Below are 25,291 nucleotides of genomic sequence, written 5' to 3' on the forward strand. Positions count from 1 at the left end.
GGTCATGGAAAAGCCACCTGCGGGTGGCTTTTCTTTTGTGGTAGTCTCAGGCACTGAACTGGAGAGCGGGTGCTCGGATCCTCTGCTATGGCGCTGCCGGAAAGAATCATCCTCGTTGGACCCATGGGGGCGGGCAAGAGCACCGTCGGCCGTCAGCTCGCCCGCGCACTCGGCTACCGTTTCCTTGATACCGACCGGGAACTGGAGGCGCGTACCGGTGCGGACATCCCCTGGATCTTCGACATGGAAGGGGAATCCGGATTCCGGGACCGGGAAAGCCGGGTGATTGATGAGCTTCTCAATGAATCTGGTATTGTGCTGGCAACAGGCGGCGGTGCCGTGCTGCGGCCGGAGAACCGGCAGCGGATGACGGATGGTTATGTGATCTATCTGCGTGTCACGCCGGATCTCCAGTACGAGCGGACGCGTATGGACCGCAACCGGCCACTGCTGCAGAACCCTGACCCGCGGGCGGTGCTGGAACGGCTGTTCGAGGAACGGGATCCGCTCTACCAGGAGATTGCGGACCTGACCGTCGAAAGCAGCCAGCGCGGTCCCCGTCACCTGGTACGCCACCTCTCGCGGGTTCTCGATGAATCGGAAGGACATGCGCATGCAACCGAAGCAGGATCATCTGAACGTTGAACTGGGAGAGCGCCGCTACCCCATTGTGATCGAGGAAGGCAGCCTTGGACGCATGGATCTCAGTCCATGGGTGACGGGGGAGCAGGTGCTGATCGTCTCGAATGAGACGGTCGCGCCGCTCTATCTGGAACAGGCCCGTGCCAGCTTCCCGGGGTGTCGGGTGGATGAGGTGATCCTGCCGGATGGCGAGCGCTACAAGACCTGGGAGACGCTTAACCGCATCTTTGATGTGCTGATCGACAAACAGCACACGCGCCGGACCACCCTTGTGGCGCTCGGCGGTGGGGTGATCGGCGATATCACCGGCTTTGCCGCCGCCACCTGGCAACGGGGTGTGGACTTCATCCAGATCCCGACCACGCTGCTCGCCCAGGTGGATGCTTCCGTTGGTGGCAAGACCGGCATCAACCATCCCCAGGGCAAGAACATGATCGGGGCCTTCCATCAGCCACGCATTGTGGTGGCCGATCCGCTGACGCTGGGCTCTTTGCCGCCCACGGAGATGGCTGCGGGCATGGCCGAGGTCATCAAGTACGGCCTCATCCGGGATGAACACTTCCTTTCCTGGCTTGAGGAGCACATGGATCACCTGATGGCCATGCAGCCGGAGCCACTCAAGGAAGCCATCCGCCGCTCCTGTGAATGCAAGGCCGCCATTGTGGCCGAGGACGAGCGTGAAGCCGGTGTGCGGGCATTGCTCAATCTCGGGCATACCTTCGGTCATGCCATCGAGACACACACCGGCTACAGCGACTGGCTTCATGGTGAGGCGGTAGCCGCTGGCATGATGATGGCCACGGATCTTTCCGAGCGTCTGGGCTACCTGAACTACAACGATTCGGTGCGCGTGCGTCAGCTGCTGATCCGTGCGCGGCTGCCCGTGAACCCGCCGGAGGGAATGTCGCCGGTGCACTTCCGGGCCCTGATGCAGGTGGACAAGAAAAACGTCAGTGGCCGGGTAAGGCTGGTCCTGCTCCGGGCGCTTGGTGATGCCTTCGTGACCGAGGACTTCGACCCCGAGGCCTTCGAGGCCACCCTCAACCACTTCTGTCATCCACTGGACTGAACGATGAGTGAGCAGGTGGGTCAGGGCACGGCGGACCCCTTCGCCGAAAGCCCGGGCTTCTTCTTCACCGGGGCACAGCGCCAGCACCAGCTGGATACCCTGGGGCATCTGGTTGCGTTCGGAGATATGGTGCTTGCTGTCACCGGTGAGCCGGGTGCCGGCAAGAGCCGTCTTCTGGCCGAGCTCGCCCGTAATGCCTCCCACCTCCTTTCCGTCCAGCGGCTGCGGGCGGAAGGCCTCTCGGATGCCTCATCGCTGCCCGGCATGCTCTCGCGCCTCAGCGGTCAGGCACTGGTGGGTATGGCGCCGACAGAAGCGGCCAGGGCCTTCTTTCAGTGGAGTGTCGGGCAGGCTGAGCGGGATCGGCGCTGGGTCCTGGTGCTGGACGATGCGGATGCTCTGGGAGACGACGTCCTTGAGGCACTGGTCGATGGTTTCGCCGCCAGTGACACAGGGCGGGCAGCTGTCCCTGTGCTTGCGGGAACGGAGGGTCTGACCCGCCGTTCCCCTCTGACTGATCCGGCCCGTAGTGCCATTGTTCATGAAGCGGTTCTGCCGCCTCTGCAGGAAGAGGACGTCCGCCACTTCATTCACGCCAGCTTCGATCACGTGGGAGAGGATGCCACGCCGCTGCTAACCGACAGCGTCGTTCGCCGGGTTCAGCAGCAGAGCGGCGGTAACCTCCGCGCCATACGGACGGTGGCGCCAGGGATTCTCAGTGGCCGGGGGGCTCCGGAGCCCAACCCCCGTCATGCTGCCTCGAGCCGGTCGCCGGTCGCTGGGCCGCGCCGGTTTCCGTGGCGCCTCTGGGCCGGTGTTGCGCTTCTGGCGCTCGGGGTCAGCGTTATCCTGGTGTCGCTCCAGTACGGTGGCGGAGGGAATCCGGAACCCGTGACAGAGAAGGAAATGGCCACGGAAGCGGCGTTTGATGAAGTCAAACGCGCCCGCGAGGTTATTGCGGAAACGGAGCAGGCTGGGCAGCCGAAAGGGGTCAGTGAAGGCCGTATCAGGCGTGAGCCGCTTCTGGATGTCGCACCCATCATGGTCCCGGTTCGGGAAACCAGCCCGGAAACCGAACCTGGGCCGGAGCCGGATACGGATTCGGCCGATGCGGAAGCTGTGGCTGACACAGACGGGCAGGGCGGAAAGGAGGGGTTCAGCCCCCGCAACCCTGACCGCTTCCGCGAGGCACAGTGGTATCGGGAACAGGCCAGGGGTGCGTTTACCCTTCAACTTCTGGGTAGTTTCAACGAATCCACTGCCCTAGAATTCATGGAAGAGTACGATGTGGGCGATGCGGTCTATACCCGGACGCGGCATCAGGGTGAGCCATGGTTCATTGTGGTGCATGGCACCTATCCGGATCGGGGGGCAGCCCGCGAGGCCATTGATTCCCTGCCGGAGCGGGTTCGGGCCATGGGTCCCTGGCCACGGGCTTACGAGGATCTATAGGTTTAAAAGCTATAAAAACCTGCCTTGCTATCTTTTTCCAGACTCAATGATTTGAGCGGATTTTCGCGCGCGTGTAGACTACGCAGCCCTTTTGTGAAAACCGAGGGCTTAAAGATGCCTTGAGGTATTGTTTAAGCCTTTGTATTAGAAGAAAATCTCCAAGAGAGACTGCTATGATGACAGGTTTGTACCAGCCCGGTGAATACAGGGATAACTGCGGGTTTGGCCTGATCGCCCACAAGCAGGGTGAGGCCAGCCACAGGCTCCTGAATACGGCCATAGACGCGCTGACCTGCATGACCCACCGTGGCGGTATCGCCGCCGACGGGAAGACAGGGGATGGATGCGGTCTGCTGCTGAACCTTCCGGACGCCTTCCTGCGCAAGGTCGCGAAGCAGGATCTCGGGGCAGACCTGGGGGCTGACTATGGTGTGGGTCAGATCTTTCTGAGCCGTGACCCGGAGCGTGCCGCCCGGGCACGCTCCGTGGTTGAGGAGCGGCTGGCGGGCGAAGGACTGAATGTCGTCGGCTGGCGTACCGTGCCGACCAACACGGAATGCCTGGGGCAGATGGCACTGGATGCGCTGCCCGGCATTGAGCAGGTCTTTGTGACTTCAGGGTCCGTGGACCCGGATCGGCTGGGTGTGGCGCTTTTCGTTGGTCGCCGCCGTGCCGAGATTGACCTTGAGGACGACCCGGAATTCTACGTCTGCAGTCTCTCCAACCGCACGCTGTCCTACAAGGGCCTGATGATGCCGGTGGATCTGCCGACCTTCTACCCGGATCTGGGCGATCCGGACATGGCCACTGCTGTGTGTGTTTTCCACCAGCGCTTTTCCACCAATACCGCGCCCCGGTGGCCCCTGGCCCAGCCATTCCGCCTGCTGGCCCACAATGGGGAGATCAATACCATCGAAGGCAACCGCAACTGGGCGGTTGCACGGGGCTCCAAGTTCAGCAGTCCCAATCTGCCGGATCTGGAAGAGCTGCAGCCGCTGGTTAACCGTACCGGGTCGGACTCCTCCGCGATGGACAACATGCTGGAATTGCTGCTGGCCGGAGGCATGGACATCTTCCGGGCGCTGCGCATGATGGTGCCGCCGGCCTGGCAGAACGTGGACAGCATGGACGCCGGCCTGCGCGCCTTCTACGAATACAACTCCATGCACATGGAGCCCTGGGACGGTCCGGCGGGGATGGTCATGGCGGATGGCCGCTACGCCGTCTGCATGCTCGACCGTAACGGCCTGCGTCCCTCGCGCTGGGTGGAGACCGACGATGGTCTGATCACCGTGGCCTCGGAAATCGGTGTCTGGGACTATGACCCCGCTTCGGTGGTCGCCAAGGGCCGGATCGGGCCCGGGCAGCTGCTTGCCATCGATACCCAGGCCGGTGAGCTGCTGAGGACCGAGGATGTCAACGAGCGCCTCAGGAATGCACGTCCCTACAAGCAGTGGCTGCGCGAGAACGCCCTCAGGGTGGAGTCGACTCTGCTGCACGAGAGCGGTCAGTCCTTTGAGCTCATGGAAGAGGATGATCTCAAGGTCTACCAGAAGATGTTCATGGTCTCCTTTGAGGAGCGTGACCAGGTCCTGCGTCCGCTGGGTGAAAGTGGCCAGGAGGCGGTGGGTTCCATGGGGGATGATACGCCCATGGCGGTGCTCTCCAGCCGGGTCCGCCATGTGGCGGACTACTTCCGCCAGCAGTTCGCCCAGGTGACCAACCCGGCGATCGACCCGCTGCGTGAGTCCATCGTCATGTCCCTGGAGACCTGCATCGGCGCTGAACGCAACGTGTTCGAGGAGACGCCGGAGCATGCCAACCGGATCATCCTCTCCACGCCGGTTCTGTCGCCCGCCAAGTTCGCCCGGCTCGAAGAGAATGACCGGCCCGGTTTTGAGGTCCAGCGTATACGGCTGAGCTATCGTCCGGAGCTGGGGCTGAAGAAGGCCCTGGAAGCCGTGCGCGAGGAGGCCGCCGAGGCCGTGCGCAACGGTAAGGTGCTGCTGATTCTCAGCGACAAGGGGCTCCAGAAGGGCGAGCTGCCGATCAACGCCATGATGGCTACGGGTGCTGTACACCATCACCTGGTGGCCCAGGGCCTGCGCAGTGATGCCAACCTGATCATCGAGACCGGCTGGGCCCGTGACTCCCACCACTTTGCCGTGCTGTTCGGTTTTGGCGCGACCGCCGTCTACCCGTATCTGGCGTACCAGGTGCTCAACGACCTGGTCACCAGCGGCGAGCTGATGATGGACCCCATCGATGCCAAGAACAATTACCGGCGCGGCATCAACAAGGGTCTGATGAAGATCCTCTCCAAGATGGGGATCTCCACCATTGTGTCCTACCGGGGCGCGCAGCTGTTCGAGGCCGTGGGGCTTTCCGATGAGGTGGTGAACCTGTGCTTTAACGGCGTGACCAGCCGCATTCAGGGGGCCACCTTCTACGACTTCCAGCAGGATCAGGAGGTGCTTTCCGATCTGGCCTGGAAGTCGCGCAAGCCGATCCCGCCGGGCGGTTTCCTCAAGTACATGCATGGCCAGGAGTACCATGCCTACAATCCGGACGTGATCCGTACCATTCAGGAAGCGGTCACCACCGGCGATTACGGGCGTTATCAGGAGTATGCCGGGCTGGTGAATAACCGGCCGGTCGCAACGTTGCGTGACCTGATGGTGTTCCGCAAGGACATCCAGCCGGTGTCGCTGGACGAAGTGGAGCCGGCGGACAATCTCTATACCCGGTTCGACACGGCCGCCATGTCCCTGGGCGCGCTGTCGCCCGAGGCGCATGAAGCCCTGGCCGTGGCAATGAACCGCCTGGGAGGGCGCTCCAACTCGGGTGAGGGCGGGGAAGACCCGGCCCGCTACGGCACGGAGAAGCGTTCCAAGATCAAGCAGGTGGCCTCTGGGCGCTTCGGGGTGACTGCCGAGTACCTGCGCGAGGCGGACGTGATGCAGATCAAGGTCGCCCAGGGCGCAAAGCCAGGCGAGGGTGGGCAGCTGCCGGGCGGCAAGGTGAACGAGCTGATCGCACGCCTGCGCTTCGCCGTTCCCGGCGTAACGCTGATCTCGCCGCCGCCACACCACGACATCTACTCCATCGAGGATCTGGCGCAGCTGATTTTCGATCTCAAGCAGGTCAATCCGAAGGCACTGGTCTCGGTGAAGCTCGTCTCCGAGCCCGGCGTGGGCACAGTGGCTGCGGGTGTGGCCAAGGCCTACGCGGACCTGATCACCATAGCCGGCTATGACGGTGGCACGGCGGCCAGCCCGCTGACCTCCATCCACTATGCCGGATCCCCCTGGGAACTGGGGCTGAGTGAAGCCCAGCAGGCCCTGCGGGCGAACGACCTGCGCGACAAGGTGCGCCTGCAGACCGACGGCGGCCTCAAGACCGGCCTGGACGTGGTCAAGGGCGCCATTCTGGGGGCGGAGAGCTTTGGTTTCGGTACGCTGCCCATGGTGGCAGTTGGCTGCAAGTACCTCCGGATCTGCCACCTCAACAACTGTGCCACCGGCGTCGCGACCCAGGATGAGCGCCTGCGCTCCGAGCACTTCCAGGGCACGGTGGACATGGTCATGAACCTGTTCCGGTTCATTGCCCAGGAAACCCGGGAATGGATGGCTCTGCTCGGTGTGCGCACCCTTGAGGAGCTGGTGGGCCGTACGGACCTGCTGGAGCTGCTGCCCGGGGAGACCCCGCGCCAGCGCAATCTGGATCTCACACGGATCCTGGACAACAGCCACATCCCGGCGGACAAGCCCCAGCACTGCATGGTCGAGAAGAACACGCCCTTCGATCCGGGTGAGATGGCGGAACGCATGGTGGCTGACATGCTGCCGACCATCCAGGAGAAGCGGGGTGGCACCTTCGAGTACCGCATCACCAACTGTGATCGTTCGATCGCCGCGCGCGTGGCGGGTGAGATCGCGGCTGTGCACGGCAGTCAGGGCATGACGGATGCGCCCATTACCGTCAATCTCACCGGTTCGGCCGGTCAGAGCTTCGGTGTCTGGAACCCGGGCGGTCTGCATCTGAACCTGGAAGGGGATGCCAACGACTACGTGGGCAAGGGGATGACCGGAGGCAGCATCCGCATCCGGCAGCCGGCGACCAGCCGTTTCGAGACCCAGAAGACGGCCATCATCGGTAACACCTGCCTCTATGGTGCAACCGGTGGCTGGCTGTTCGCGGCCGGCATGGCCGGGGAGCGTTTCGGCGTGCGCAACTCCGGCACCCACGCGGTGGTCGAGGGCGCCGGGGATCACTGCTGCGAGTATATGACCGGTGGCCTGATCACGGTCCTGGGCGAGACCGGCCAGAACTTCGGCGCCGGCATGACCGGTGGCTTCGCCTATGTGCTTGATGAGAGCCGGACCTTCGTGGACAAGTACAACCATGAACTGGTGGAGATCCACCGCATCTCCAGCGAGCACATGGAGCCGTACCGGAACCATCTGCGTGGGGTGATACGCGAACACGTCGAGGCCACGGGAAGTGCCTGGGGCCAGCATATCCTTGAAAACCTGGACGAGTACATCGGCGCCTTCTGGCTGGTCAAGCCCAAGGCCGCCAGTCTCAAGGGGCTGCTCGAAAGCACCCGTGCCCGGCCCGAGTAACGGCGGGCACGTACCCGGTTTTCAGGAATTCTGAGTTGAGGACGATTCATGGCTGAACGACTGAACAACAACTTCCAGTTCATTGAGGTCGGGCGCTGCGACCCGGAGAAGGTAGCGGTGACCACCCGCCGCGAGGAATTCGGCGAGATCTACAAGCCGTTCCGTAAGCAGGAGGCGGCCTCACAGTCCCACCGGTGCCTGCACTGTGGGAACCCTTACTGCGAGTGGAAGTGCCCGGTTCACAACTACATCCCGAACTGGCTGCAGCTGGTGTCCGAAGGCAATATCCTCAAGGCCGCCGAACTGTGCCACCAGACCAACTCGCTGCCCGAGGTCTGTGGCCGTGTCTGCCCCCAGGACCGGCTCTGCGAAGGGGCCTGCACCCTCAATGATGGCTTTGGGGCCGTGACCATCGGCTCCGTGGAGAAATACATCACGGACACCGCTTTCGCCCTGGGCTGGCGCCCGGACCTGTCAAAGGTCGAGTGGACGGACTACCGGGTGGCCGTTATCGGGGCCGGCCCTGCCGGGCTCTCCTGTGCGGACGTGCTGGCGCGTAATGGTGTGAAACCGGTGGTCTATGACCGCTATCCTGAGATCGGGGGCCTACTGACCTTTGGCATTCCCGAGTTCAAGCTGGAAAAGCACGTGATGCGCACGCGCCGGGAAGTGTTCGAAGGCATGGGTATCGAGTTCCGCCTGGGAGTGGATGTGGGCACGGACGTGGCCATTGAGGACATGCTTAAAGAGTACGATGCTGTCTTCATGGGCATGGGCACCTACACCTATATGAAGGGCGGCTTCCCGGGCGAGGAATTGCCGGGTGTCTATGAAGCCCTGCCGTACCTGGTCTCCAACGTGAACCGCCGCCTCGGCTTCGACAGCGAAGACGGGCGCTTCATCAACATGAAGGGCCAGCGCGTGGTCGTGCTCGGGGGTGGCGATACCGCCATGGACTGCAACCGCACCGCCATCCGCCAGCAGGCCGCCAGCGTCACCTGTGCCTATCGGCGTGACGAGGCCAACATGCCGGGGTCGCGCAAGGAGGTCTACAACGCGAAGGAAGAGGGGGTGCAGTTCAAGTTCAACCGCCAGCCCATCGCCATTATCGGCGAAGACCGGGTGGAAGGTGTGAAGGTGGTTCAGACCCAGCTGGGTGATCCGGATGAGAACGGTCGCCGCCGCCCCGAGGCGGTGCCGGGCAGCGAGGAAGTGATTCCCGCGGACGCCGTCCTGGTGGCGTTCGGCTTCCGGCCCAGCCCCTCGGACTGGTTTGACGACCAGAACGTGGAAACCGACGATGGTGGCCGGGTTATGGCTCCGGAAACAAGCCAGTACCCGTACCAGACGTCAAACCCCAAAATCTTTGCCGGCGGCGACATGGTGCGCGGCTCGGACCTGGTCGTTACGGCCGTGGCCGAGGGGCGCAAGGCCGCCGACGGCATCATGGACTATCTGGATATTTAATGACCCCACTCCAAAACGACAGGCTGTTACGCGCCATCGCCGGCGAGCCTGTGGATGCCACCCCGGTCTGGATGATGCGCCAGGCCGGGCGTTACCTGCCTGAATACCGCCGGGTGCGCGAGCAGGCGGGCAGTTTCATGGCCCTGTGCCAGGACGACAGCCTGGCCTGTGAGGTCACTCTCCAGCCGCTTGAGCGCTTCGATCTGGACGCGGCCATCCTCTTCTCCGACATCCTCACCATTCCGGATGCCATGGACCTGGGACTGCACTTCGTCACCGGCGAGGGCCCGCGCTTCCGTAAGACCGTCACGACGGCCGAGGATGTGGCGGCACTGCCAGAGCTGAATGCGGAGCGCGACCTGGGTTACGTGATGAACGCGGTATCCACGATCCGCCGCGAGCTCAACGGCCGCGTTCCGCTGATCGGTTTTGCCGGCAGCCCGTGGACGCTGGCCACCTATATGGTGGAAGGCGGTTCCAGCAAGGATTTCCGGGGCATCAAGCGGCTGATGATGGAAAGCCCGGAGGTCCTGCATGGGCTGCTGGGCAAGCTGGCGGATGCGGTGACCGACTATCTCAACGCCCAGATCCGGGCCGGCGCCCAGGTGGTGCAGATCTTTGACACCTGGGGCGGGGCGCTCAGCCCCCAGGCGTACCGGGCATTCTCGCTGGATTACATGCAGCGCATTATTGATGGCCTGATCCGTGAAAACGATGGCCGTCAGGTGCCCGTGATTGTCTTCACCAAGAATGGCGGTCAATGGCTCGAGACCATGGCCGGCTGTGGCGCGGACTGCCTGGGGCTGGACTGGACGACCCACATCGGCGAAGCCCGGCAGCGTGTGGGTGATCAGGTCGCTCTGCAGGGCAACCTGGATCCCTCCACGCTGTACGCGCCCGATGATGTGATCCGCAGCGAGGTGGAGCGGATCCTGGGTGAATACGGCACCGGTTCCGGTCATGTCTTCAATCTGGGGCATGGTGTGCACCTGGATGTGGACCCGGACAAGGCAAAGGTCATGGTCGACGCAGTGCATGAGTTCAGCGCCCGCTGAATGCCACGGAGGCGGCAGGGATGAGTAAGCGCAGCAAGGCCCGTACCGCCTACGTCTGCGGTGACTGCGGCGCCGAATACAGCAAGTGGCAGGGCCAGTGTGGCGCCTGCGGTGCCTGGAACACCCTCTCGGAAGTCCGCCTCGGGGGCGATACTGCCGGGGAGGCACGTGAGAGCCGATTTGCCGGCTATACCGGCCAGCGCGCCGCGATCCAGTCCCTTGACGACATCGATCTCACCGAGGAGCCGCGCATTCCAACCGGTATCACCGAGTTCGACCGCGTGCTCGGTGGCGGACTTGTAGCCGGTTCCGCCGTGCTTCTGGGCGGTCATCCCGGGGCCGGCAAGAGCACACTCCTGCTCCAGGTGCTGTGCGAACTGGCCCGCTCCCAGTCTGTTCTCTACGTCACCGGCGAGGAGTCCCTGCAGCAGGTGGCACTGCGTGCCAAGCGTCTGGAGCTGAGTGCCAGCGGCGTGCGCATGCTGTCGGAAACCGGTGTGGAGCGCATGCTGGAGGTGGCCGGCGAAGAAAAGCCGACGATCATGGTGGTCGACAGCATCCAGGTGATGCACGTTGCGGACGTGGAGTCCGCGCCCGGTTCCGTTTCCCAGGTGCGCGAGAGCGCGGCCACGCTGACCCGTTTTGCCAAGCAGAGCGGCGTGGTGCTCTTCCTCGTGGGGCACGTGACCAAGGACGGTGGACTGGCTGGCCCCAAGGTCCTGGAGCACATGATTGATGCTTCACTGATGCTGGAGGGCGACAGCGACAGCCGTTACCGCACCCTGCGGGGCATCAAGAACCGCTTCGGTGCCGTGAACGAGCTGGGCGTTTTCGCCATGCTGGAGCAGGGACTGCGCGAGGTGCGCAACCCCAGCGCGATCTTCCTGAACCGGGGTTCGGAGGCGGCCCCCGGCAGTGTGGTGATGGTGGTCTGGGAGGGCACGCGCCCGCTCCTTGTGGAGATCCAGGCCCTGGTGGACGACAGCCAGGGGGGCTACCCCCGCCGCGTGGCGGTGGGGCTGGACCAGAACCGGCTGGCCATGCTGCTGGCGGTGCTGCATCGTCATGGCGGCCTCCACTGCGGCGACCAGGATGTCTTCGTGAATGTGGTCGGTGGCGTCAAGGTAGCCGAGACCACGGCGGACCTGGCGTTGCTCTCCGCTATCATTTCCTCTTTCCGGGACCGGCCCCTGCCCAGGGACCTGGTCATCTTCGGCGAAGTGGGCCTCTCCGGTGAGATCCGGCCTGTTCCCAGCGGCCAGGAACGCATTCTGGAGGCGGCCAAGCACGGCTTCGGCAAGGCGCTGGTGCCTTCGGCCAATGTGCCGAAACGCCCGCCCGAAGGCATGCAGGTGACTGGCGTGAACCGGCTCTCCGAGGTGCTTGACGCCCTGAATGGTTTCTTTCCCCACTGACGCCTGCGGGAACGGACGCTATAGTTGGGCGGTACACCCTGCGTACTGAATTCAGCATCCGGAGTTCCGTCCCATGACCCGAACCGTGACCGTTGAGAAGGACGGAGCCCTCCACCTGATCCGCATTGAACGTCCTCATGTCCGGAACGCTGTGGATGGCCCCACTGCGGATGCGCTGGCTGACGCATTCCGTGCCTTCGAAAAAGACGAACAGGCCAGGGTGGCCGTCCTCTCCGGTGCTGGAGAGCATTTCTGCGCCGGGGCCGACCTGAAGGCGGTGGCCAGCGGCGACGGCCGTAACCGCCTGTCTCCCGAAGGCGATGGCCCCATGGGCCCTACTCGCATGCGTTTGACCAAGCCCGTCATTGCTGCGGTGAGTGGCTACTGTGTGGCCGGTGGCCTGGAGCTGGCCGCTTGGTGTGATCTCCGGGTAGCGGATGAAACTGCGGTATTTGGCGTTTTCTGTCGCCGCTTTGGGGTGCCGTTGATTGATGGTGGCACAGTGCGCCTTCCCCGATTGATTGGGCAGAGTCATGCCATGGACATGATCCTCACCGGCAGGGACGTAGCGGCGGATGAGGGGCAGCGGATGGGGCTCGTCAACCGGCTGGTGCCAACGGGCCAGGCAATCGCGCGCGCCGTGGAGCTCGCGCGTCAACTGGCGGGGCATCCCTGGACCTGTCTCCGGGAAGACCGGCTCAGCGCTCTGGAACAGTGGGGAATGTGCGAGACGGAGGCGATTGCCAATGAATTCACGCATGGACAGCGCACCCTGTCCTCAGGTGAGACGGTAAGTGGCGCTGCCCGTTTTCGTGATGGCCAGGGGCGTCATGGTGGGGCGGAGTGAAGGTGGAATCCGCCTCCTGAAGCGCGTCCTTTTCGGTCTGGGCGCCGCCCTGGTCAGTGTCCAGGCTCTGGCTCAGGCGGGTGGCGACGGCAACTGTCTAGCCAGCAGTGTCCAGCCCGAAGCCATTGACCTTGATCAGCCGCGTGATCAACTGGCCCGGCAGAGTGACCTGGTTATTCCGGACGGGAGCCGTGTAGGCCGAATCCGCATCGTTCGCCGCCCTATTTTCGATACCAGTGAGCCAGAGCAGGACAATGCCCTTTACCGGGCTTTGAATGCCCTCAACACCCCTACCTGGAAGTCGGCCCTGCGGGCTCAGCTGGTCTTTGACCAGGGCGACAGTTATGAGCCGGGCCTGCTTGCTGAATCCGAACGGATCCTGCGTCAGCGCGAATACCTGACGGCCGCCTGGGTGGGCGTCACCCGTGTCTGTGGCGATAAGGTGGAGGTAAGCGTCCTGGCCCGGGATACCTGGACGCTGCTGCCCAGTTTCGGTGCGTCCCGTTCCGGGGGCGAGAACACGACGAATGCCGGCCTCTCCGATCCCAATTTCCTGGGCTCCGGCAAGAGCCTGGGCGTTTCCTACACCAGTGATCCGGATCGCACCGAAACCAGCCTCGATTTCGATGATCCCAACGTGCTCGGTTCCCACTGGCAGAGCGGCTACTCCTATGACCAGCGCAGTGACGGGCGTGGGCGCAGCGCCTACCTGGAACGCCCCTTCTATAGTGAGCAGTCGGGATGGCGTGTGGGGCTCCAGGGCGTGGACGACGTGCGGGAGGAGTCGCGCTTTGTGGGGGCAGAGGCCATCGCCGATTACCGCCGCAGTCGTGAGTACGCCAGTGTGGACTGGGGCTGGCGGCTGGCGGAACGCGGCGACCGCCAGCTGCGGCTGCTCGGGGGGTATCGCTATGAAGCTTTCGCATTTGAGCGTCTTCCGGATGAACCGGCCCTGGATATACTGCCGGAGGACCGGACCCTGAGCTACCCGTGGATTGGTTTCGATTACCGACAGAATCGCTTCCGGGAGATGGTGAACCTGACCCGGCTGCAGCGGGTGGAGGACGTCCGCGATGGTTTTGTGTGGCGCACGGAGCTGGGCTATTCATCGCCCGGGCTGGGGGCCACCGAGGATCGGGTGGTACTGAATATGTCGTTCAGCGATGCCCTTCTGGCCAGCGACACCCGCTATGCCCGATATACGCTCAGCCAGAGTGGCACCTATCGGCTGGATGAGAGCCGTGTCGAGAACCTTCAGGGCACGTTCAGCCTGGACTATTTCCATGGGGGAACGGTGCGCTGGAACAGCTGGTATACCAATCTGTCATTCACGGCGGCACGCAACCTCACCGCGGACCAGCAGCTGCTGATCGGTGGCGACAATGGCCTGCGGGGTTACCCCAGTGAGTACCAGCAGGGCAACCGGCGTGCGCTCTGGACGCTGGAGCGGCGTTATTTCCCGGATTGGCATCCGCTCAGTCTCTTCCGTATGGGCGGTGTGTTGTTCACGGATGTAGGGCGGGCATGGTTTGATGACGGGCGTCACAATGGCCCGGACGATGGTGTCCTGAAGGACGTGGGATTCGGGTTCCGACTGGCCTCCAGCCGGATCGAGGTGCAGCGGATGCTGCACCTGGACTTTGCATTCCCGCTGGATGGAGACGACAGCATCGACCAGATGCAGGTGCTGTTAAGGGGGCGTACCCGGTTCTAGTTCGTTCCGGCCTGATGCTCGATGCGATCGGCTGTCCCGCTGATCAGCGCCCGCATCAGTTCGGCGGTTTTCCCGGGCGCCTCGATCATGGGCATATGCGCGATGCCCTCAAGGATCTCCAGGCGACTGTCCGGAATCGCTTCCGCCACCAGGGGCGCGTTGGCGGCATCAATGATGCGGTCATCAGCGCCCCAGAGAACCAGTGTTGGAGCCTGGATGCGCGCCAGAATGGCCCGGAAATCCATCTCCCGGTCCGCCTCCATGTCCTCGAAGATTTTCCGGTTGATGTCACGGTTGCGGTAGGCTTCACGGGCCATTACGGAGCTTATCGGCCAGGGGATAAAAGGGGGCTCGTTCATGGCGAAGGCCATCAGTTCGTCGTAGTCGGACGGATCGTTCAGAACCAGCGGGTTCTCTCCCCTGGCCAGGCGCCTGTCCAGTTCCGCCGGGTGTTCATGGATGCCTGCGTTATTGAGAAGCGAAAGGCTGGTAACCCGAGCCGGGTATTCCGCTGCGGCTACGGCGACGATGGCGCCTCCCATGGAGTTGCCGGCCAGGTGGGCATGCTCGATGTCCAGGCGGTCCAGAAGCTGCATCAGTCGCTGCGCCTGGCGGGGAATACCATAGGCAAGTCCGGGATCCTGGACGCTGTCGCCATGGCCGGGGAGGTCAGGGGCGACAATGTTGTACTCACCCTCCAGCTGTTGGGCCAGCTTCAGCCAGTTTTCCTTGTTGGCGCCGAAGCCGTGAACCAGTATCAGGGTCTGGCGGTTTTCGCGCAGCTCCGGCGTGCGCAGGATGCTGAGCTCGCCGTACTCGAACGTCAGCTCCTGTGATTCAAGGCCGGCGGCGCTGGTTTCGTAGTTGATGGCCGCATCGTGGATGGATTGCTGCATGCTGGAACACCCTGCCAGCAGCAGCATGGACAGCAGCAGGGTGATGATACGCAGGGCGCATTTTTCCATCTGGATCTCCCGTTCCCTGAAAAAGGATCCAGAATAGCGGCTCCCCCAGCTGTCATCCAGCGTTCTGCGTGCGTATCATCACGGCAGTTGCCATTCAACGGCTTTAGTGGAACCGCAGAGGGAAACCATGATGAACCAGAACGGATACGACGTTGTTGTCTTCGGTGCCACCAGTTTTGTGGGGCGCATCCTGGCTGAATACCTGCTGCATACGTTTGGTGTGGGCGAGGATCTGACCTGGGCGATCGCCGGACGTTCCGAGCAGAAGCTGGAAGCGCTGCGCTCGGAGCTGGGCTCCATGGCGGTGGATCTGCCCGTGATCGTGGCGGATGCCTCGGACGAGGCAGCACTCCAGTCCATGTGTGACGGCACGCGTGTGGTCATCTCCACCGTCGGGCCCTATGCACTCTACGGTGAGCCTCTGGTCCGGATCTGTGCCGAGAGTGGTACTGACTACTGTGACCTGACCGGCGAGGTCCAGTGGCTGCGCCAGATGATCCAGAAGTATGAGGACACGGCCCGGAACTCGGGAGCGCGCATCGTCAATTGCTGTGGCTTTGATTCCATTCCCTCGGACATGGGGGTCTGGTTCATGCAGGAGCAGGCGCAGGCGCGTTTCGGCAAGCCGCTGACCCGGGTGAGTATGCGGGTGAAGGCGGCCAAGGGAGAGCTTTCCGGCGGTACTGTCGCCAGTCTTCTGAATGTGGTGAAGGAGGCGTCCTCCAATCCGGAACTGCGCCGGGAGCTCGCCAACCCCTACTCCATCTGCCCGCCGAACCATGGCTTCACAGCGCGCCAGCACACCGTGAAGAAAGCCGAGTATGATCCGGATTTCCAGGCCTGGACCGCGCCTTTCGTGATGGCGGCGATCAACACCCGGGTGGTGCATCGTTCCAATGCGCTTTCCGGCAAGGCCTACGGCAGTGACTTCCACTATGACGAGGCCGTGCTGGTGGGCAGGGGCCTCAAGGGGCGCGCCACCGGCTGGGGGATGACCGGTTTCATGGGGGGCTTCATGCTGGGGGCTTCCATTGCGCCGACCCGCTGGCTGCTGGAGCGCTTCGTGGTGCCAAAGCCCGGTCAGGGGCCCTCGCGTGAAGCCCGGGAGAAAGGCTTCTTCGACCTGAGGTTCTTTGGCGAAACCGAGGATGGCGAGACCCTGCGCGGCAAGGTGACAGGGGATCGTGATCCCGGCTATGGCGCGACCTCGAAAATGCTGGGGCAGGCCGGTGTCTGCCTTGCCCGGGATGTTGACCGGGAGCAGGTCGGGGGTGGCTTCTGGACTCCAGCCACGGCGCTGGACGGCCAGCTGCTGGAACGGCTTCAGAACGCCTCGGGCATGACCTTCGAGCTGCTTGAGGATCAGGCCTGAGGGCGGGCTGATCAGCCGCTTTCCACCTGTCTCAGAAGCTGCCCGAGAAGCCCTTCCGCCGCCTCGATCGGCGCCCGCCATTCCTCATAGTTGTGGACCATGGCGGGGGCATGGGGAATCGGGGGGGCTTCGTCCTGTTCGTCATCCCGTGCCGAGTCCGAGATGAACTGCAGCCGTTCGGGATTGGCGTCAAAGTGCTCCACCAGAAAATTACGCACGTTCTGTGACAGGGGCATGCGGTAGAGCTTGGTCAGGCGCAGGGCAATCAGCTCGGCCGCTGGCCCCAGGTTGTCCGAAAGTTCCTTGACCACGGCCGCACCAAGTCCCGCCTTGGCATCCGCACTGAAGCTCATTTCCAGTCCTTCCAGAAAGGCGCCACGGCTGCTTTCCAGTGCGCGCTGGACACTGGGGTTGTCCAGGTCGAGCAGCGGCCGCAGGATCAGAAGTACCCTTATGGCCAGGTGCTTGGCATGCTGGAGTGACATGGGCGAGTCATGCCTCAGCACCCCCATGTTGCCCGGTTCAATGCCATGGTCGTCCAGGTAGCGTACGAACTGGCCGGCGAACTCCAGTTTCTGTTCGTCATTGAGGGCGATGGTGCTTTCGCGGATGCGCAGTCCCTCACCCGGCAGTGCCAGGCTTTCGTTCTCGAACAGGCGTTCGCGCAGCAGTGTCCAGCGCTCAAGGGCACGGACGTAACGCACGTAGCGGTCCTGCAGGCGCCCCACTGCCTGACGGGTGAGCTTGGCATAGCGCAGGGCCATGCGGAGATTGCGCACGGCGCGGCGGTTGGTCTCGAGTTCATCCCGGCCGGACCAGCGCAGGCGCCCGACCAGGCGTGTCAGCGCGTTACTGGTTTCCTGCAACAGGGTGTCGGTATCGGCCTCCAGAATGCTGTGGTCCAGCGATGTCAGACGGGTCTCAATCAGGAAATAGGCCAGCTCACGCAGATAGAGCACGGCCGAGGCCTTAACCTGCCGATAGGCATTGTGCCAGCGTTCCAGCTCGTCCAGAGCCCTGGCCAGCTGCCAGTCGCCCTCGTAGTCGAGGGTCAGGCGGGTGATCTCACGTCCGCTGAGCAGTTCGAAAGCCAGGCCCAGGATGTCTTCGACGTCCTCCAGAGTCATCAGGGACAGGTCCTCCTGATGCGCGGCGGCATAGACCTGGCTGATGAAATGGTCGCCACGGGCCACGCCCTCGTCCTGGTTGGGCGCGTGACCCTGGAGGCGTTCGCGCAGCAGGTCGGCGATCTCGCCCGAATATTCCTTGAGCTGCGTCAGTGCAGCTTCGATGTGTTCCTCATACCGGAGGTTGAGGTCCCGGATGCGGCTGAACATACCGGCGCGCCGGAAGACCTCGATTTCTTCCGCGATGGTGGCAAGGGTGTTGTCATTGGTCAGGTCAAAGACCGCAACGGAGATGGTGTTTGACCCCAGATCCTGTTTGCGCAGGAGAATCGAGGCGGCGTCGCGCTGGCGCTCGGGCTTGGTCAGGGTGCCCAGGTGCAGATCCCTGGCGGTGAAGATCAGGTCGGGGATCATATCCAGTGTGCGGGTGATGTTGGTCCGTACGGTCTCCTGTTTCCGGCCACGGATGGTGGTTGCCATGATGCGGGCGACCACGCCGATGATGGCGGCGATGAACACGTAGATGGCAAAGAACAGGTAGGTACGGAGTTCAACCGGCTCGCCGTAACCCAGCAGCGACCCCCCCTGCAATGCGAGGAAGGTTACCGGTCCCGCAGTCCACAGGAGTTGCGCAAGGGTCAGGGTCCAGGGGACCTCGCGGGTGCTTGAGACCAGGTCCTCAATGCGCGTACGCCCGACCCGTTCCAGATTGATGGTGGTACTGTCGTCCTCGGCATCCCGGTCGTTGTGCTCGAGACCCTGGCGGTTGAGAAGCTGGAACAAGTTGGCCGACCCGGTATCTGCAGGTGCTTTTCCATAAATTCTAGCACTTACAGCTCATGGTGGGGTGTTACAGCCAGGGCGCGCGGCTGGTTTCCACCTGCCAGAGAAGATGGTCCATGAGACGGGCTCCAGTCCCCCAGGGGATGAAGGGGATCCGGAACCCTCCGGAGCCCAGCCTGATGCCCAGGTTGGCCAGGCCTGCGTGGCGCTGGAGCGGGTTCTGGAACAGTCTCAGCGTCTGTACCCGATAGGCGTCGAACAGGGTGTAGTGGCAGCCGATAAGACCGCCGCGCAGGATCAGCCGTTCACCCTGCAGGCACCAGCCCTGGCGGCGCCAGTTGAGCAGGATCAGTGGGGGTACCGGCAGGAAGAGGGCCAGAGTCCAGGCCGGTACGTCACTCACCGCCACCCAGACAGCAGTGATTACTGCCAGCAGCCCCCAGAACGCGAACCGTGGCAGCATGAAACGGGCACTCACCTGCTGGAAGCGGAGGTTTTCCCAGTCCAGGCCCGGGTACAGTGCTTCGATGATGCGGGCCTGCTCAACGGGAGTGAGGGAGGGGGCCATGAGAGCGCCACCGCCACCATCCGGCTGGTCCGGCAGTGAGGGGCCAATGGGATGGCAGCTGAGGTGGTGGCGCCGGAACAGGCGGGCCACAAAGCTCTGAGCCATATGCAGATGCTGGATGCGCTGGTGGCGGATGCCCTGCTCACGCCGTGTCACCAGCCCGGAGGTGACACGGTAGCGTTCGCCCTCCCGGAACAGCTGGTAGCCCTGATAGCGCAGCAGTGCCATGGTCATCGAGGCGAGGGCCATCAGTAACAGCAACAGCAGTATGGCCAGCGGCAGCACCAGGAAATCCGGAAGCCAGCCCGGCATGGCCTCAAGCAACGTGTTCATGGCCTGCTCGGCCTGCTGGTTCCGGGCATCCCCCATGTTCCGGGTCAGTGCGCCCAGCAGCGAGGCTGCAATGGCGCCGCCCCACAGGATGGCCGGGCTGCTGATGCCGTAGATGATCAGGTCCGAGGGGCGGCGTCTGAGCAGCTCCTGGCTGGCGGGAGAGTCGGCACCGGGGACCTCTGCCTCCGGCGCCTGCCGGGAGGGCGTTTCATGCAGGGCGCGATCCCGGAGGCCTTCCGCCTCAGCAAGGGGAATGCCGGGCAGGTGCACCTCTTCGCTGGCGGAGCCCGCGGATTCAATGGTCAGCCGAGCGAGCCCGAAAGGCCTGAGGTAGACCGGGCGCTCGAGCCGCACGTTCTGTATGCGTTCGAACGCCAGGGTCAGCTTGTGCCGGGTGAACACACCCTGTTGCACCTGGAGGGCGCCGTCGTGGACACGGTAGAGGAACCGGAGCCAGCCCATGACCGCCATGGCCACACCGAGGAGGACCAGTGTCAGGGCCGTGGTGGCGATCATCAGGGGGGATTCGCGTGCGAACGCCACCGTACCCGCGACCAGCCCCAGCAGTGGGCCCGGATTGCTGCCCACCAGCTGGCGCAGGAAGGTCAGGCCGTGATGGATGATGGCCAGGGGCGAGACCCGGTGCCAGTCACTGCTGTACGTCATCGTCCCCGCCGGTGTGCTCCGGGTTCTCTGTATCGTCGGCCTGATTAAGCAGGTACTGGCGCAGCTGCTGCCCCAGGGTCTCCTCCAGTCCCGGAATCACCAGGTCCGCCTGCTGGCCACCGGCGCCGTAGCACTTGAGAGTGACCAGCCCGAACCAGCGTTCCAGCGGGCCGTTCTCGGTCTGGATGTGCTGGATGCGGTTGCGTGGGATAACGGTGGTGCTTTTCCAGAACAGGCCTTCATGGAAGAGGACATCCTGCTCGCGGATGGCATAGCGCTTGACCCTGGCGGCGGGATAGCTGAGCAGGGTGGGTATCAGCAGTACCAGCCACGCGGCCGCCACCAGCATGGCGCTGAGGGGGATGACACCCAGGGCGCTGAGCGCCAGCCCGGCGGCCCCGGCCGGCAGCCAGAATGCGAGTCCGCTCAGCAGGACCATGCGCGCATAGTCCGGCGCCAGGTGCTGCCACTGTGCTTCCTCAATGCTGGGCAGCTGTTGGGGGAGCAGGCTATGGTTGGAGAAAGACGTCTGCATGGGCATCCAGGGGAGCCGGATATGGGAGTGACGAGTATCAGGGGCGTGCGCCCACTGTTGCAAGCGCTTGCCGGGCTGACCCTCATGTTTCCGGCCGCAGTCTGGGGTTACGGTTCTCTGGAATGGCAGCAGTGGCGGGATTACGACGCGCCGGGCCCCGCGACGGCCGCGGAGCCCGTCAGCCGTTCGGTTCGCGGTCTGCAGGTGGGAGACCGGCATGGGCTGCGTTTTGTGTGGGATTACCAGCCACTGCGGATCCGGTCCGGCCAGCCCGCCCACAATGGCCACCTGCACCGTATGGCGCTGGAGACCCGGCAAGAGCGCGGCGCCTGGAAGCTTTATGCCAGGGCAGGCATCCATGCGACTTCCAATGTGCTCAAGCATCAGGAACCCCATTCCGATGTCTGGGTCGGGCGTCTCGGGCTCTGGCGTGACCTGACTGCCAGCGGAGGCTGGGCGCTCGGGGTGCGTGGGGACCATCGCTTTGGTCGTTTCCAGTGGGTGCCGGCGCTGCGTGGTGGCTTTGCCGCGGGTTACGGGCAGGTGACGCTTGACCTCCCGAGGATGGTGCGGTGGCGAAGCCCGCACGGGCGCTGGTCTCTGAAGGCGGCACGCCAGGGTGAAAAATGGGGAGCTCTGGACGACCAGCGCGGGCTTGAGAGTACGATCCGGCTTGAGGAGTGGCAACTGACCCTGATCCGGCGCTTCAGTTCCCTGTACCGGGGGATGGGCGTGGAGCTCGGGGCTGGCATGAGCCTGGATACCCGTGTGCGCTACCGGGAGGAAAATGGCCGGCTGATACGGCAGACACTGGGAGATCAGCCGTTCCTGCTGGTCCGACTGCACTGGTGATCTATACTGGACTGATTACCGGGCATTCATGAAACGGCTGTAGCGAGAGGTGTCATGGCCGAAACGGAATCCACACAGCCCCCGACCCGCGGGTCGCCCAATAACTGGGTGCAGTACCTGAGCCAGGTGGAAATGCCGGTTCTGGCGGAAACGCTGAGAGAGATCAGCAAGCTGACGGACAGCGACAGCTCCACCGTCAACCAGCTGGCGGATGTCATCCTCAAGGACGCGGACCTGACCTCTCAGGTCCTGAGACTTTCCAACACGGTGTTCTACAACCGCTCCCGGGTGAGCGTGAGCACCGTCAGCCGGGCCATCACCCTGATCGGTTTTGATGCGGTGCGGGCCATGGCGATCTCGTCCCTGGTGATCGATGCACTGCTCTCGCGCAATCCACGTACTCACCTGCTGCGTTGTCTGGCGCGGTCGCTGCATGCGGCCGTCCAGGCCCGCTCTCTCCTGCCTTCACGCAGTGGCGAGAAAAAGGAGGAGGTCTTTGTGGCCGCGCTGCTCAGCCATATCGGCGAGCTGGCGTTCTGGGCCTGCCGTATTCCCCAGGCCGATGAGCTGGACCGTAAGATGAACCAGATGGATCCCGTGGAAGCCCAGAAGGAGGTTATCGGAGCAAGCTTTGCCAGCATCACGCGGGGGCTTGTGAGCACCTGGTCTCTCGGACCACTGGTGAGCGAGGTGGTTTCGTCGGGGCGCGCGAACTCAGCGGCGTCGTCACTGGTGCGCTATTCACTGACACTGGCGGAAGCCTCTGAGCGCGGCTGGCAGGATCGGGAAGTGGATCAGGTCGTGGACAAGCTGGCCCGATCACTGAAGCAGCCCAAGGATGAGTTACTCGAAAGCATCCAGGAGAACTCCCGCGAAGCGGCGGAGGTGGCGGTGTCTTACGGTATGCCCCAGGTCACGGCTCTGCTGCCGGATCGGGATGACAGTGGTGCTCAGGGTGAAGGCCAGCTGGACTCCCACGGTGACCCCATGCTGCAGCTCCAGATCCTGCGGGAGCTGTCGGAACTGTTGGTCGACAACCCGGACCTGAACCTGGTGTTCCAGACGGTGGTGGAAGGCATGCACCGTGCCATCGGGCTCCAGAGGGTGGTGCTGCTGATGCGCGATCCCAAGGGCAATCACCTGGTCACTCGCAAGGTTCTGGGTGAGGGGACAGCGCACTGGCGGGATGAATTCATCATCGATATGAACGATCGGGATGCGTTACTGACCAGGGCAGTACTGCGGGGCGAGTCGTTTCACCTGGAAAAGCCGCAGGAGAAGCCCTGGAAAAATCTGGATCGACCAGGGTTCGATCGCCACATCGGGCGCCGTGCCGGCCTGTTCGGTCCGCTGATGGTGGGCGAACGGGTCGTTGGCCTGTTCTATTCGGATAACAGTGATCTGTTCCAGCCCCCGGGCCAGGAACAGTTCCAGGCGTTCAGCCACTTTGTGCAGCAGGCCCAGCTCTGTCTGAACAACCTCTCCGAGAAGGGCTGACTCCTGCCCCGATGCGGTGTTGTGCTAGACTTCTGCGCCCTGTCAGTCACCGGCATCGGAGTCGAAAATGACCAGTCACAGTGCCTATCCCAACCTGCTTGAACCCCTGGATCTTGGGTTTACCGAGCTGCGCAACCGGGTCCTGATGGGCTCCATGCACACGGGCCTGGAAGACCGGTTCTGGAATCTCCACAAGATGGCGCGTTACTTTGCCGAAAGGGCTGAAGGCGGCGTGGGGTTGATGGTAACCGGTGGCTTTGCCCCCAACATGGTCGGCCAGCTGGCGCCTTTTTCCTCCACCATGAACAACCCGGCCACGGCGCGCCTGCACCGCCATGTCACGGGCGAGGTTCACGATGCCGGTGGAAAGATCTGCCTGCAGCTGCTGCACGCGGGGCGTTACAGCTACCACCCGTTCAGCGTTTCGGCGTCCGCCATCCAGGCGCCTATTAATCCCTTCAAGCCGAGAGCGCTTTCCACCCGGGGTGTGGAACGCCAGATCCGGGCGTTCGTGGATGCCGCCCAGTACGCGCAGAAGGCCGGGTATGACGGCGTCGAGGTCATGGGCTCTGAGGGCTATTTCATCAACCAGTTCCTGTGCGGGCGCACCAACCTGCGAACGGACAAGTGGGGTGGCCCTTTCGAGAATCGCATGCAGCTGCCGGTCGAGATCGTACGTCGGATCCGGGAAGCGGTCGGGCCGGAGTTCATCCTGATCTATCGGCTTTCCATGGCGGACCTGGTGGAAGGCGGCCAGAGCTGGGACGAGGTGCTGATGCTTGGGAAGGCGATCGAGCAGGCCGGTGCCACCCTGATCAATACCGGGATCGGCTGGCATGAAGCACGCGTGCCGACCATCGTCACCTCGGTGCCCCGGGCTGCCTTTACCGGTGTGACAGCCAAGTTCCGGAATGAGGTCGAAATTCCGGTCGTGACCACCAATCGCATCAATGACCCGGCCACGGCCGAGACCGTGCTGGCACGTGGTGATGCGGACATGGTTTCCATGGCCCGGCCGCTGCTGGCGGATTCGGAATTCGTGCGCAAGGCCGAGCAGGAACGCGCGGATGAGATCAATACCTGTATCGCCTGCAACCAGGCCTGCCTTGACCATGTCTTCCAGGCGAAGAAGGCGAGCTGCCTGGTTAATCCCCGCGCCGGGCGTGAGACCGAACTCAATCCGACCCTTGCCGCGGTGAGCCATCGTGTGGCGGTCGTGGGTGCCGGCCCGGCCGGGCTTGCCGCTGCCACGACAGCGGCAAGGCGGGGACATCAGGTGACGCTGTTCGAGGCGGATCCGGTGATTGGCGGTCAGTTCAACTATGCCAAGCGGATTCCCGGCAAGGAGGAGTTCGCCGAAACCCTGCGTTATTACAATCGCCAGATCGAACTGCTGGCCATCGATCTCCGCCTCAACACCCGTGCCGATGCGGATGCTCTGGTTGAGGAGGGCTTTGACGATGTGGTGATCGCCACGGGCGTGAAACCACGAACCCCGGAGATTGAGGGAATCGACCACCCCAAGGTGTTGGGCTATCTCGATGTCCTCCGCCGTGATAAGCCCGTGGGCCGGTCCGTGGCCATCCTCGGGGCAGGCGGTATTGGCTTCGACGTGGGTGAATTCCTGACCCATGATTTCGAGCATCATCCCGAAGGGCAACAGATCTCGGTTGCTGACTGGCAGCGCGAATGGGGTGTCGACCCGAGCTGGGAGTCGCCGGGCGCGCTGACGGAACCCCATCCGGAGCGCTCGCCGCGCGAGGTCTACCTGCTGCAGCGTAAGACCTCCAAGCCCGGCAAGGGGCTGGGCAAGACCACCGGCTGGGTCCATCGGGTTCAGCTGCGCAACCGGAATGTCGAGATGATTCCGGGCGTACAGTACCGGCGCATTGATGACGAAGGGCTACACATCAGTGTCCAGACGGAGGACGGTCATGAGGACCGGGTCCTGGCGGTGGACAATGTGGTGGTGTGCACGGGGCAGGAGCCGTATCGGGATCTGTCGGAGGAGCTGACCCGTCGCGGTGTGATCACCCATCGGATCGGCGGCGCGGATGTCGCCACGGAACTTGATGCCAAGCGGGCCTTCCAGCAGGGGACCGAGGTGGCGGCTGCCCTGTAAGGAAGAAGGGGGCCAGAAGGCCCCCCGAGGATGTGACGTCCCTGTCATGCCATGACCCTGGTGGGTCGATTGCCCAAGATCGAAGCTTGGCTTCGATGGTTTTCATATTAGATGATAAGCAATCTCAAATGCAAACAAAAATCCATTAATATGTAGAAAGGCGTGACCGCATCCCTGAGGTTTAA

Annotated in this window: 17 protein-coding genes; 13 read left to right on the top strand and 4 right to left on the bottom strand. The window is 63.4% G+C overall.

What is annotated here, in order from left to right; all coding sequences use genetic code 11:
• Positions 1–87 precede the first annotated feature (87 nt).
• The 9 genes from aroK to GLW01_RS12870 all read left to right on the top strand — a co-directional run bounded on the left by aroK (position 88) and on the right by GLW01_RS12870 (position 14,286).
• Positions 88–645 (top strand): shikimate kinase AroK, encoded by a 558-nt coding sequence (aroK, locus tag GLW01_RS12830; RefSeq protein WP_151440395.1) that lies wholly within the window; start codon positions 88–90, stop codon positions 643–645.
• Positions 614–1,711, top strand: a complete 1,098-nt coding sequence (aroB, locus tag GLW01_RS12835; RefSeq protein WP_151440394.1) for a 3-dehydroquinate synthase — start codon at positions 614–616, stop codon at positions 1,709–1,711. The genes aroK and aroB overlap by 32 nt, the downstream gene beginning before the upstream one ends.
• A gap of 3 nt (positions 1,712–1,714) precedes the next feature.
• On the top strand, positions 1,715–3,163 hold the full coding sequence (locus GLW01_RS12840; protein ID WP_160899284.1) for an SPOR domain-containing protein: 1,449 nt from the start codon (positions 1,715–1,717) through the stop codon (positions 3,161–3,163).
• A gap of 173 nt (positions 3,164–3,336) precedes the next feature.
• The gene (gene gltB, locus GLW01_RS12845) at positions 3,337–7,788 is read left to right on the top strand and encodes a glutamate synthase large subunit (protein WP_151440392.1); all 4,452 of its coding nucleotides are present in this window, start codon (positions 3,337–3,339) and stop codon (positions 7,786–7,788) included.
• Between the two features lie 48 nt (positions 7,789–7,836).
• On the top strand, positions 7,837–9,255 hold the full coding sequence (locus GLW01_RS12850; protein WP_095618139.1) for an FAD-dependent oxidoreductase: 1,419 nt from the start codon (positions 7,837–7,839) through the stop codon (positions 9,253–9,255).
• Entirely contained in the window at positions 9,255–10,310 is a 1,056-nt protein-coding gene (gene hemE, locus GLW01_RS12855; RefSeq protein WP_160899285.1) for a uroporphyrinogen decarboxylase, read from the top strand. Before GLW01_RS12850 ends, hemE begins: the two co-directional genes overlap by 1 nt.
• A gap of 20 nt (positions 10,311–10,330) precedes the next feature.
• Positions 10,331–11,725 carry a DNA repair protein RadA gene (gene radA, locus GLW01_RS12860; RefSeq protein ID WP_151440390.1) on the top strand — a complete coding sequence of 465 codons (1,395 nt, stop codon included), beginning with the start codon at positions 10,331–10,333 and terminating at the stop codon, positions 11,723–11,725.
• A gap of 73 nt (positions 11,726–11,798) precedes the next feature.
• On the top strand, positions 11,799–12,572 hold the full coding sequence (locus GLW01_RS12865) for a crotonase/enoyl-CoA hydratase family protein (protein WP_151440389.1): 774 nt from the start codon (positions 11,799–11,801) through the stop codon (positions 12,570–12,572).
• A complete protein-coding gene (locus tag GLW01_RS12870; protein WP_202405719.1) occupies positions 12,520–14,286 on the top strand; it encodes a BamA/TamA family outer membrane protein in 1,767 nt (588 codons plus the stop codon). Before GLW01_RS12865 ends, GLW01_RS12870 begins: the two co-directional genes overlap by 53 nt.
• Here the strand turns inward: GLW01_RS12870 and GLW01_RS12875 are convergent.
• Positions 14,283–15,251 (bottom strand): alpha/beta fold hydrolase, encoded by a 969-nt coding sequence (locus GLW01_RS12875; protein WP_160899286.1) that lies wholly within the window; start codon positions 15,249–15,251, stop codon positions 14,283–14,285. The genes GLW01_RS12870 and GLW01_RS12875 overlap by 4 nt on opposite strands.
• A 130-nt stretch (positions 15,252–15,381) precedes the next feature.
• On the opposite strand from GLW01_RS12875, the gene GLW01_RS12880 reads away from it, so the two are divergent.
• Entirely contained in the window at positions 15,382–16,623 is a 1,242-nt protein-coding gene (locus tag GLW01_RS12880; protein ID WP_151440470.1) for a saccharopine dehydrogenase family protein, read from the top strand.
• Between the two features lie 11 nt (positions 16,624–16,634).
• Here GLW01_RS12880 and GLW01_RS12885 read toward each other — a convergent pair whose 3' ends face one another.
• From GLW01_RS12885 to GLW01_RS12895, 3 genes are all read right to left on the bottom strand, one after another.
• Positions 16,635–18,533 carry a hypothetical protein gene (locus GLW01_RS12885; protein WP_160899287.1) on the bottom strand — a complete coding sequence of 633 codons (1,899 nt, stop codon included), beginning with the start codon at positions 18,531–18,533 and terminating at the stop codon, positions 16,635–16,637.
• Positions 18,534–18,600: 67 nt separating this feature from the next.
• Positions 18,601–20,100 carry a PH domain-containing protein gene (locus GLW01_RS12890; RefSeq protein WP_151440386.1) on the bottom strand — a complete coding sequence of 500 codons (1,500 nt, stop codon included), beginning with the start codon at positions 20,098–20,100 and terminating at the stop codon, positions 18,601–18,603.
• The gene (locus tag GLW01_RS12895) at positions 20,084–20,635 is read right to left on the bottom strand and encodes a PH domain-containing protein (protein WP_160899288.1); all 552 of its coding nucleotides are present in this window, start codon (positions 20,633–20,635) and stop codon (positions 20,084–20,086) included. Before GLW01_RS12895 ends, GLW01_RS12890 begins: the two co-directional genes overlap by 17 nt.
• A 27-nt stretch (positions 20,636–20,662) precedes the next feature.
• Here GLW01_RS12895 and GLW01_RS12900 point away from each other — a divergent pair, with 27 nt between their 5' ends.
• The 3 genes from GLW01_RS12900 (at position 20,663) to GLW01_RS12910 (ending at position 25,106) form a co-directional block, all read left to right on the top strand.
• Positions 20,663–21,487, top strand: a complete 825-nt coding sequence (locus tag GLW01_RS12900; protein ID WP_160899289.1) for a hypothetical protein — start codon at positions 20,663–20,665, stop codon at positions 21,485–21,487.
• A gap of 54 nt (positions 21,488–21,541) precedes the next feature.
• The gene (locus GLW01_RS12905; RefSeq protein WP_151440383.1) at positions 21,542–22,984 is read left to right on the top strand and encodes an HDOD domain-containing protein; all 1,443 of its coding nucleotides are present in this window, start codon (positions 21,542–21,544) and stop codon (positions 22,982–22,984) included.
• Positions 22,985–23,051: 67 nt separating this feature from the next.
• Positions 23,052–25,106, top strand: coding sequence for an NADPH-dependent 2,4-dienoyl-CoA reductase (locus tag GLW01_RS12910; RefSeq protein ID WP_160899290.1), 2,055 nt, complete (start codon positions 23,052–23,054; stop codon positions 25,104–25,106).
• Positions 25,107–25,291 lie beyond the last annotated feature (185 nt).

Source organism: Vreelandella halophila, from assembly GCF_009856365.1.
In the GTDB taxonomy this organism is placed as follows: domain Bacteria; phylum Pseudomonadota; class Gammaproteobacteria; order Pseudomonadales; family Oleiphilaceae; genus Halospina; species Halospina utahensis_B.

Excerpts from the sequence above, each read along its gene's own strand:
- hemE (WP_160899285.1), top strand. The coding sequence starts at position 9,255 with ATGACCCCACTCCAAAACGACAGGCTGTTACGCGCCATCGCCGGCGAG.
- gltB (WP_151440392.1), top strand. The coding sequence starts at position 3,337 with ATGATGACAGGTTTGTACCAGCCCGGTGAATACAGGGATAACTGCGGG.
- aroK (WP_151440395.1), top strand. The coding sequence starts at position 88 with ATGGCGCTGCCGGAAAGAATCATCCTCGTTGGACCCATGGGGGCGGGC.
- GLW01_RS12875 (WP_160899286.1), bottom strand. The coding sequence starts at position 15,251 with ATGGAAAAATGCGCCCTGCGTATCATCACCCTGCTGCTGTCCATGCTG.
- GLW01_RS12880 (WP_151440470.1), top strand. The coding sequence starts at position 15,382 with ATGAACCAGAACGGATACGACGTTGTTGTCTTCGGTGCCACCAGTTTT.
- GLW01_RS12840 (WP_160899284.1), top strand. The coding sequence starts at position 1,715 with ATGAGTGAGCAGGTGGGTCAGGGCACGGCGGACCCCTTCGCCGAAAGC.
- aroB (WP_151440394.1), top strand. The coding sequence starts at position 614 with ATGCAACCGAAGCAGGATCATCTGAACGTTGAACTGGGAGAGCGCCGC.
- GLW01_RS12890 (WP_151440386.1), bottom strand. The coding sequence starts at position 20,100 with ATGACGTACAGCAGTGACTGGCACCGGGTCTCGCCCCTGGCCATCATC.
- GLW01_RS12895 (WP_160899288.1), bottom strand. The coding sequence starts at position 20,635 with ATGCAGACGTCTTTCTCCAACCATAGCCTGCTCCCCCAACAGCTGCCC.
- radA (WP_151440390.1), top strand. The coding sequence starts at position 10,331 with ATGAGTAAGCGCAGCAAGGCCCGTACCGCCTACGTCTGCGGTGACTGC.
- GLW01_RS12865 (WP_151440389.1), top strand. The coding sequence starts at position 11,799 with ATGACCCGAACCGTGACCGTTGAGAAGGACGGAGCCCTCCACCTGATC.
- GLW01_RS12905 (WP_151440383.1), top strand. The coding sequence starts at position 21,542 with ATGGCCGAAACGGAATCCACACAGCCCCCGACCCGCGGGTCGCCCAAT.
- GLW01_RS12850 (WP_095618139.1), top strand. The coding sequence starts at position 7,837 with ATGGCTGAACGACTGAACAACAACTTCCAGTTCATTGAGGTCGGGCGC.
- GLW01_RS12910 (WP_160899290.1), top strand. The coding sequence starts at position 23,052 with ATGACCAGTCACAGTGCCTATCCCAACCTGCTTGAACCCCTGGATCTT.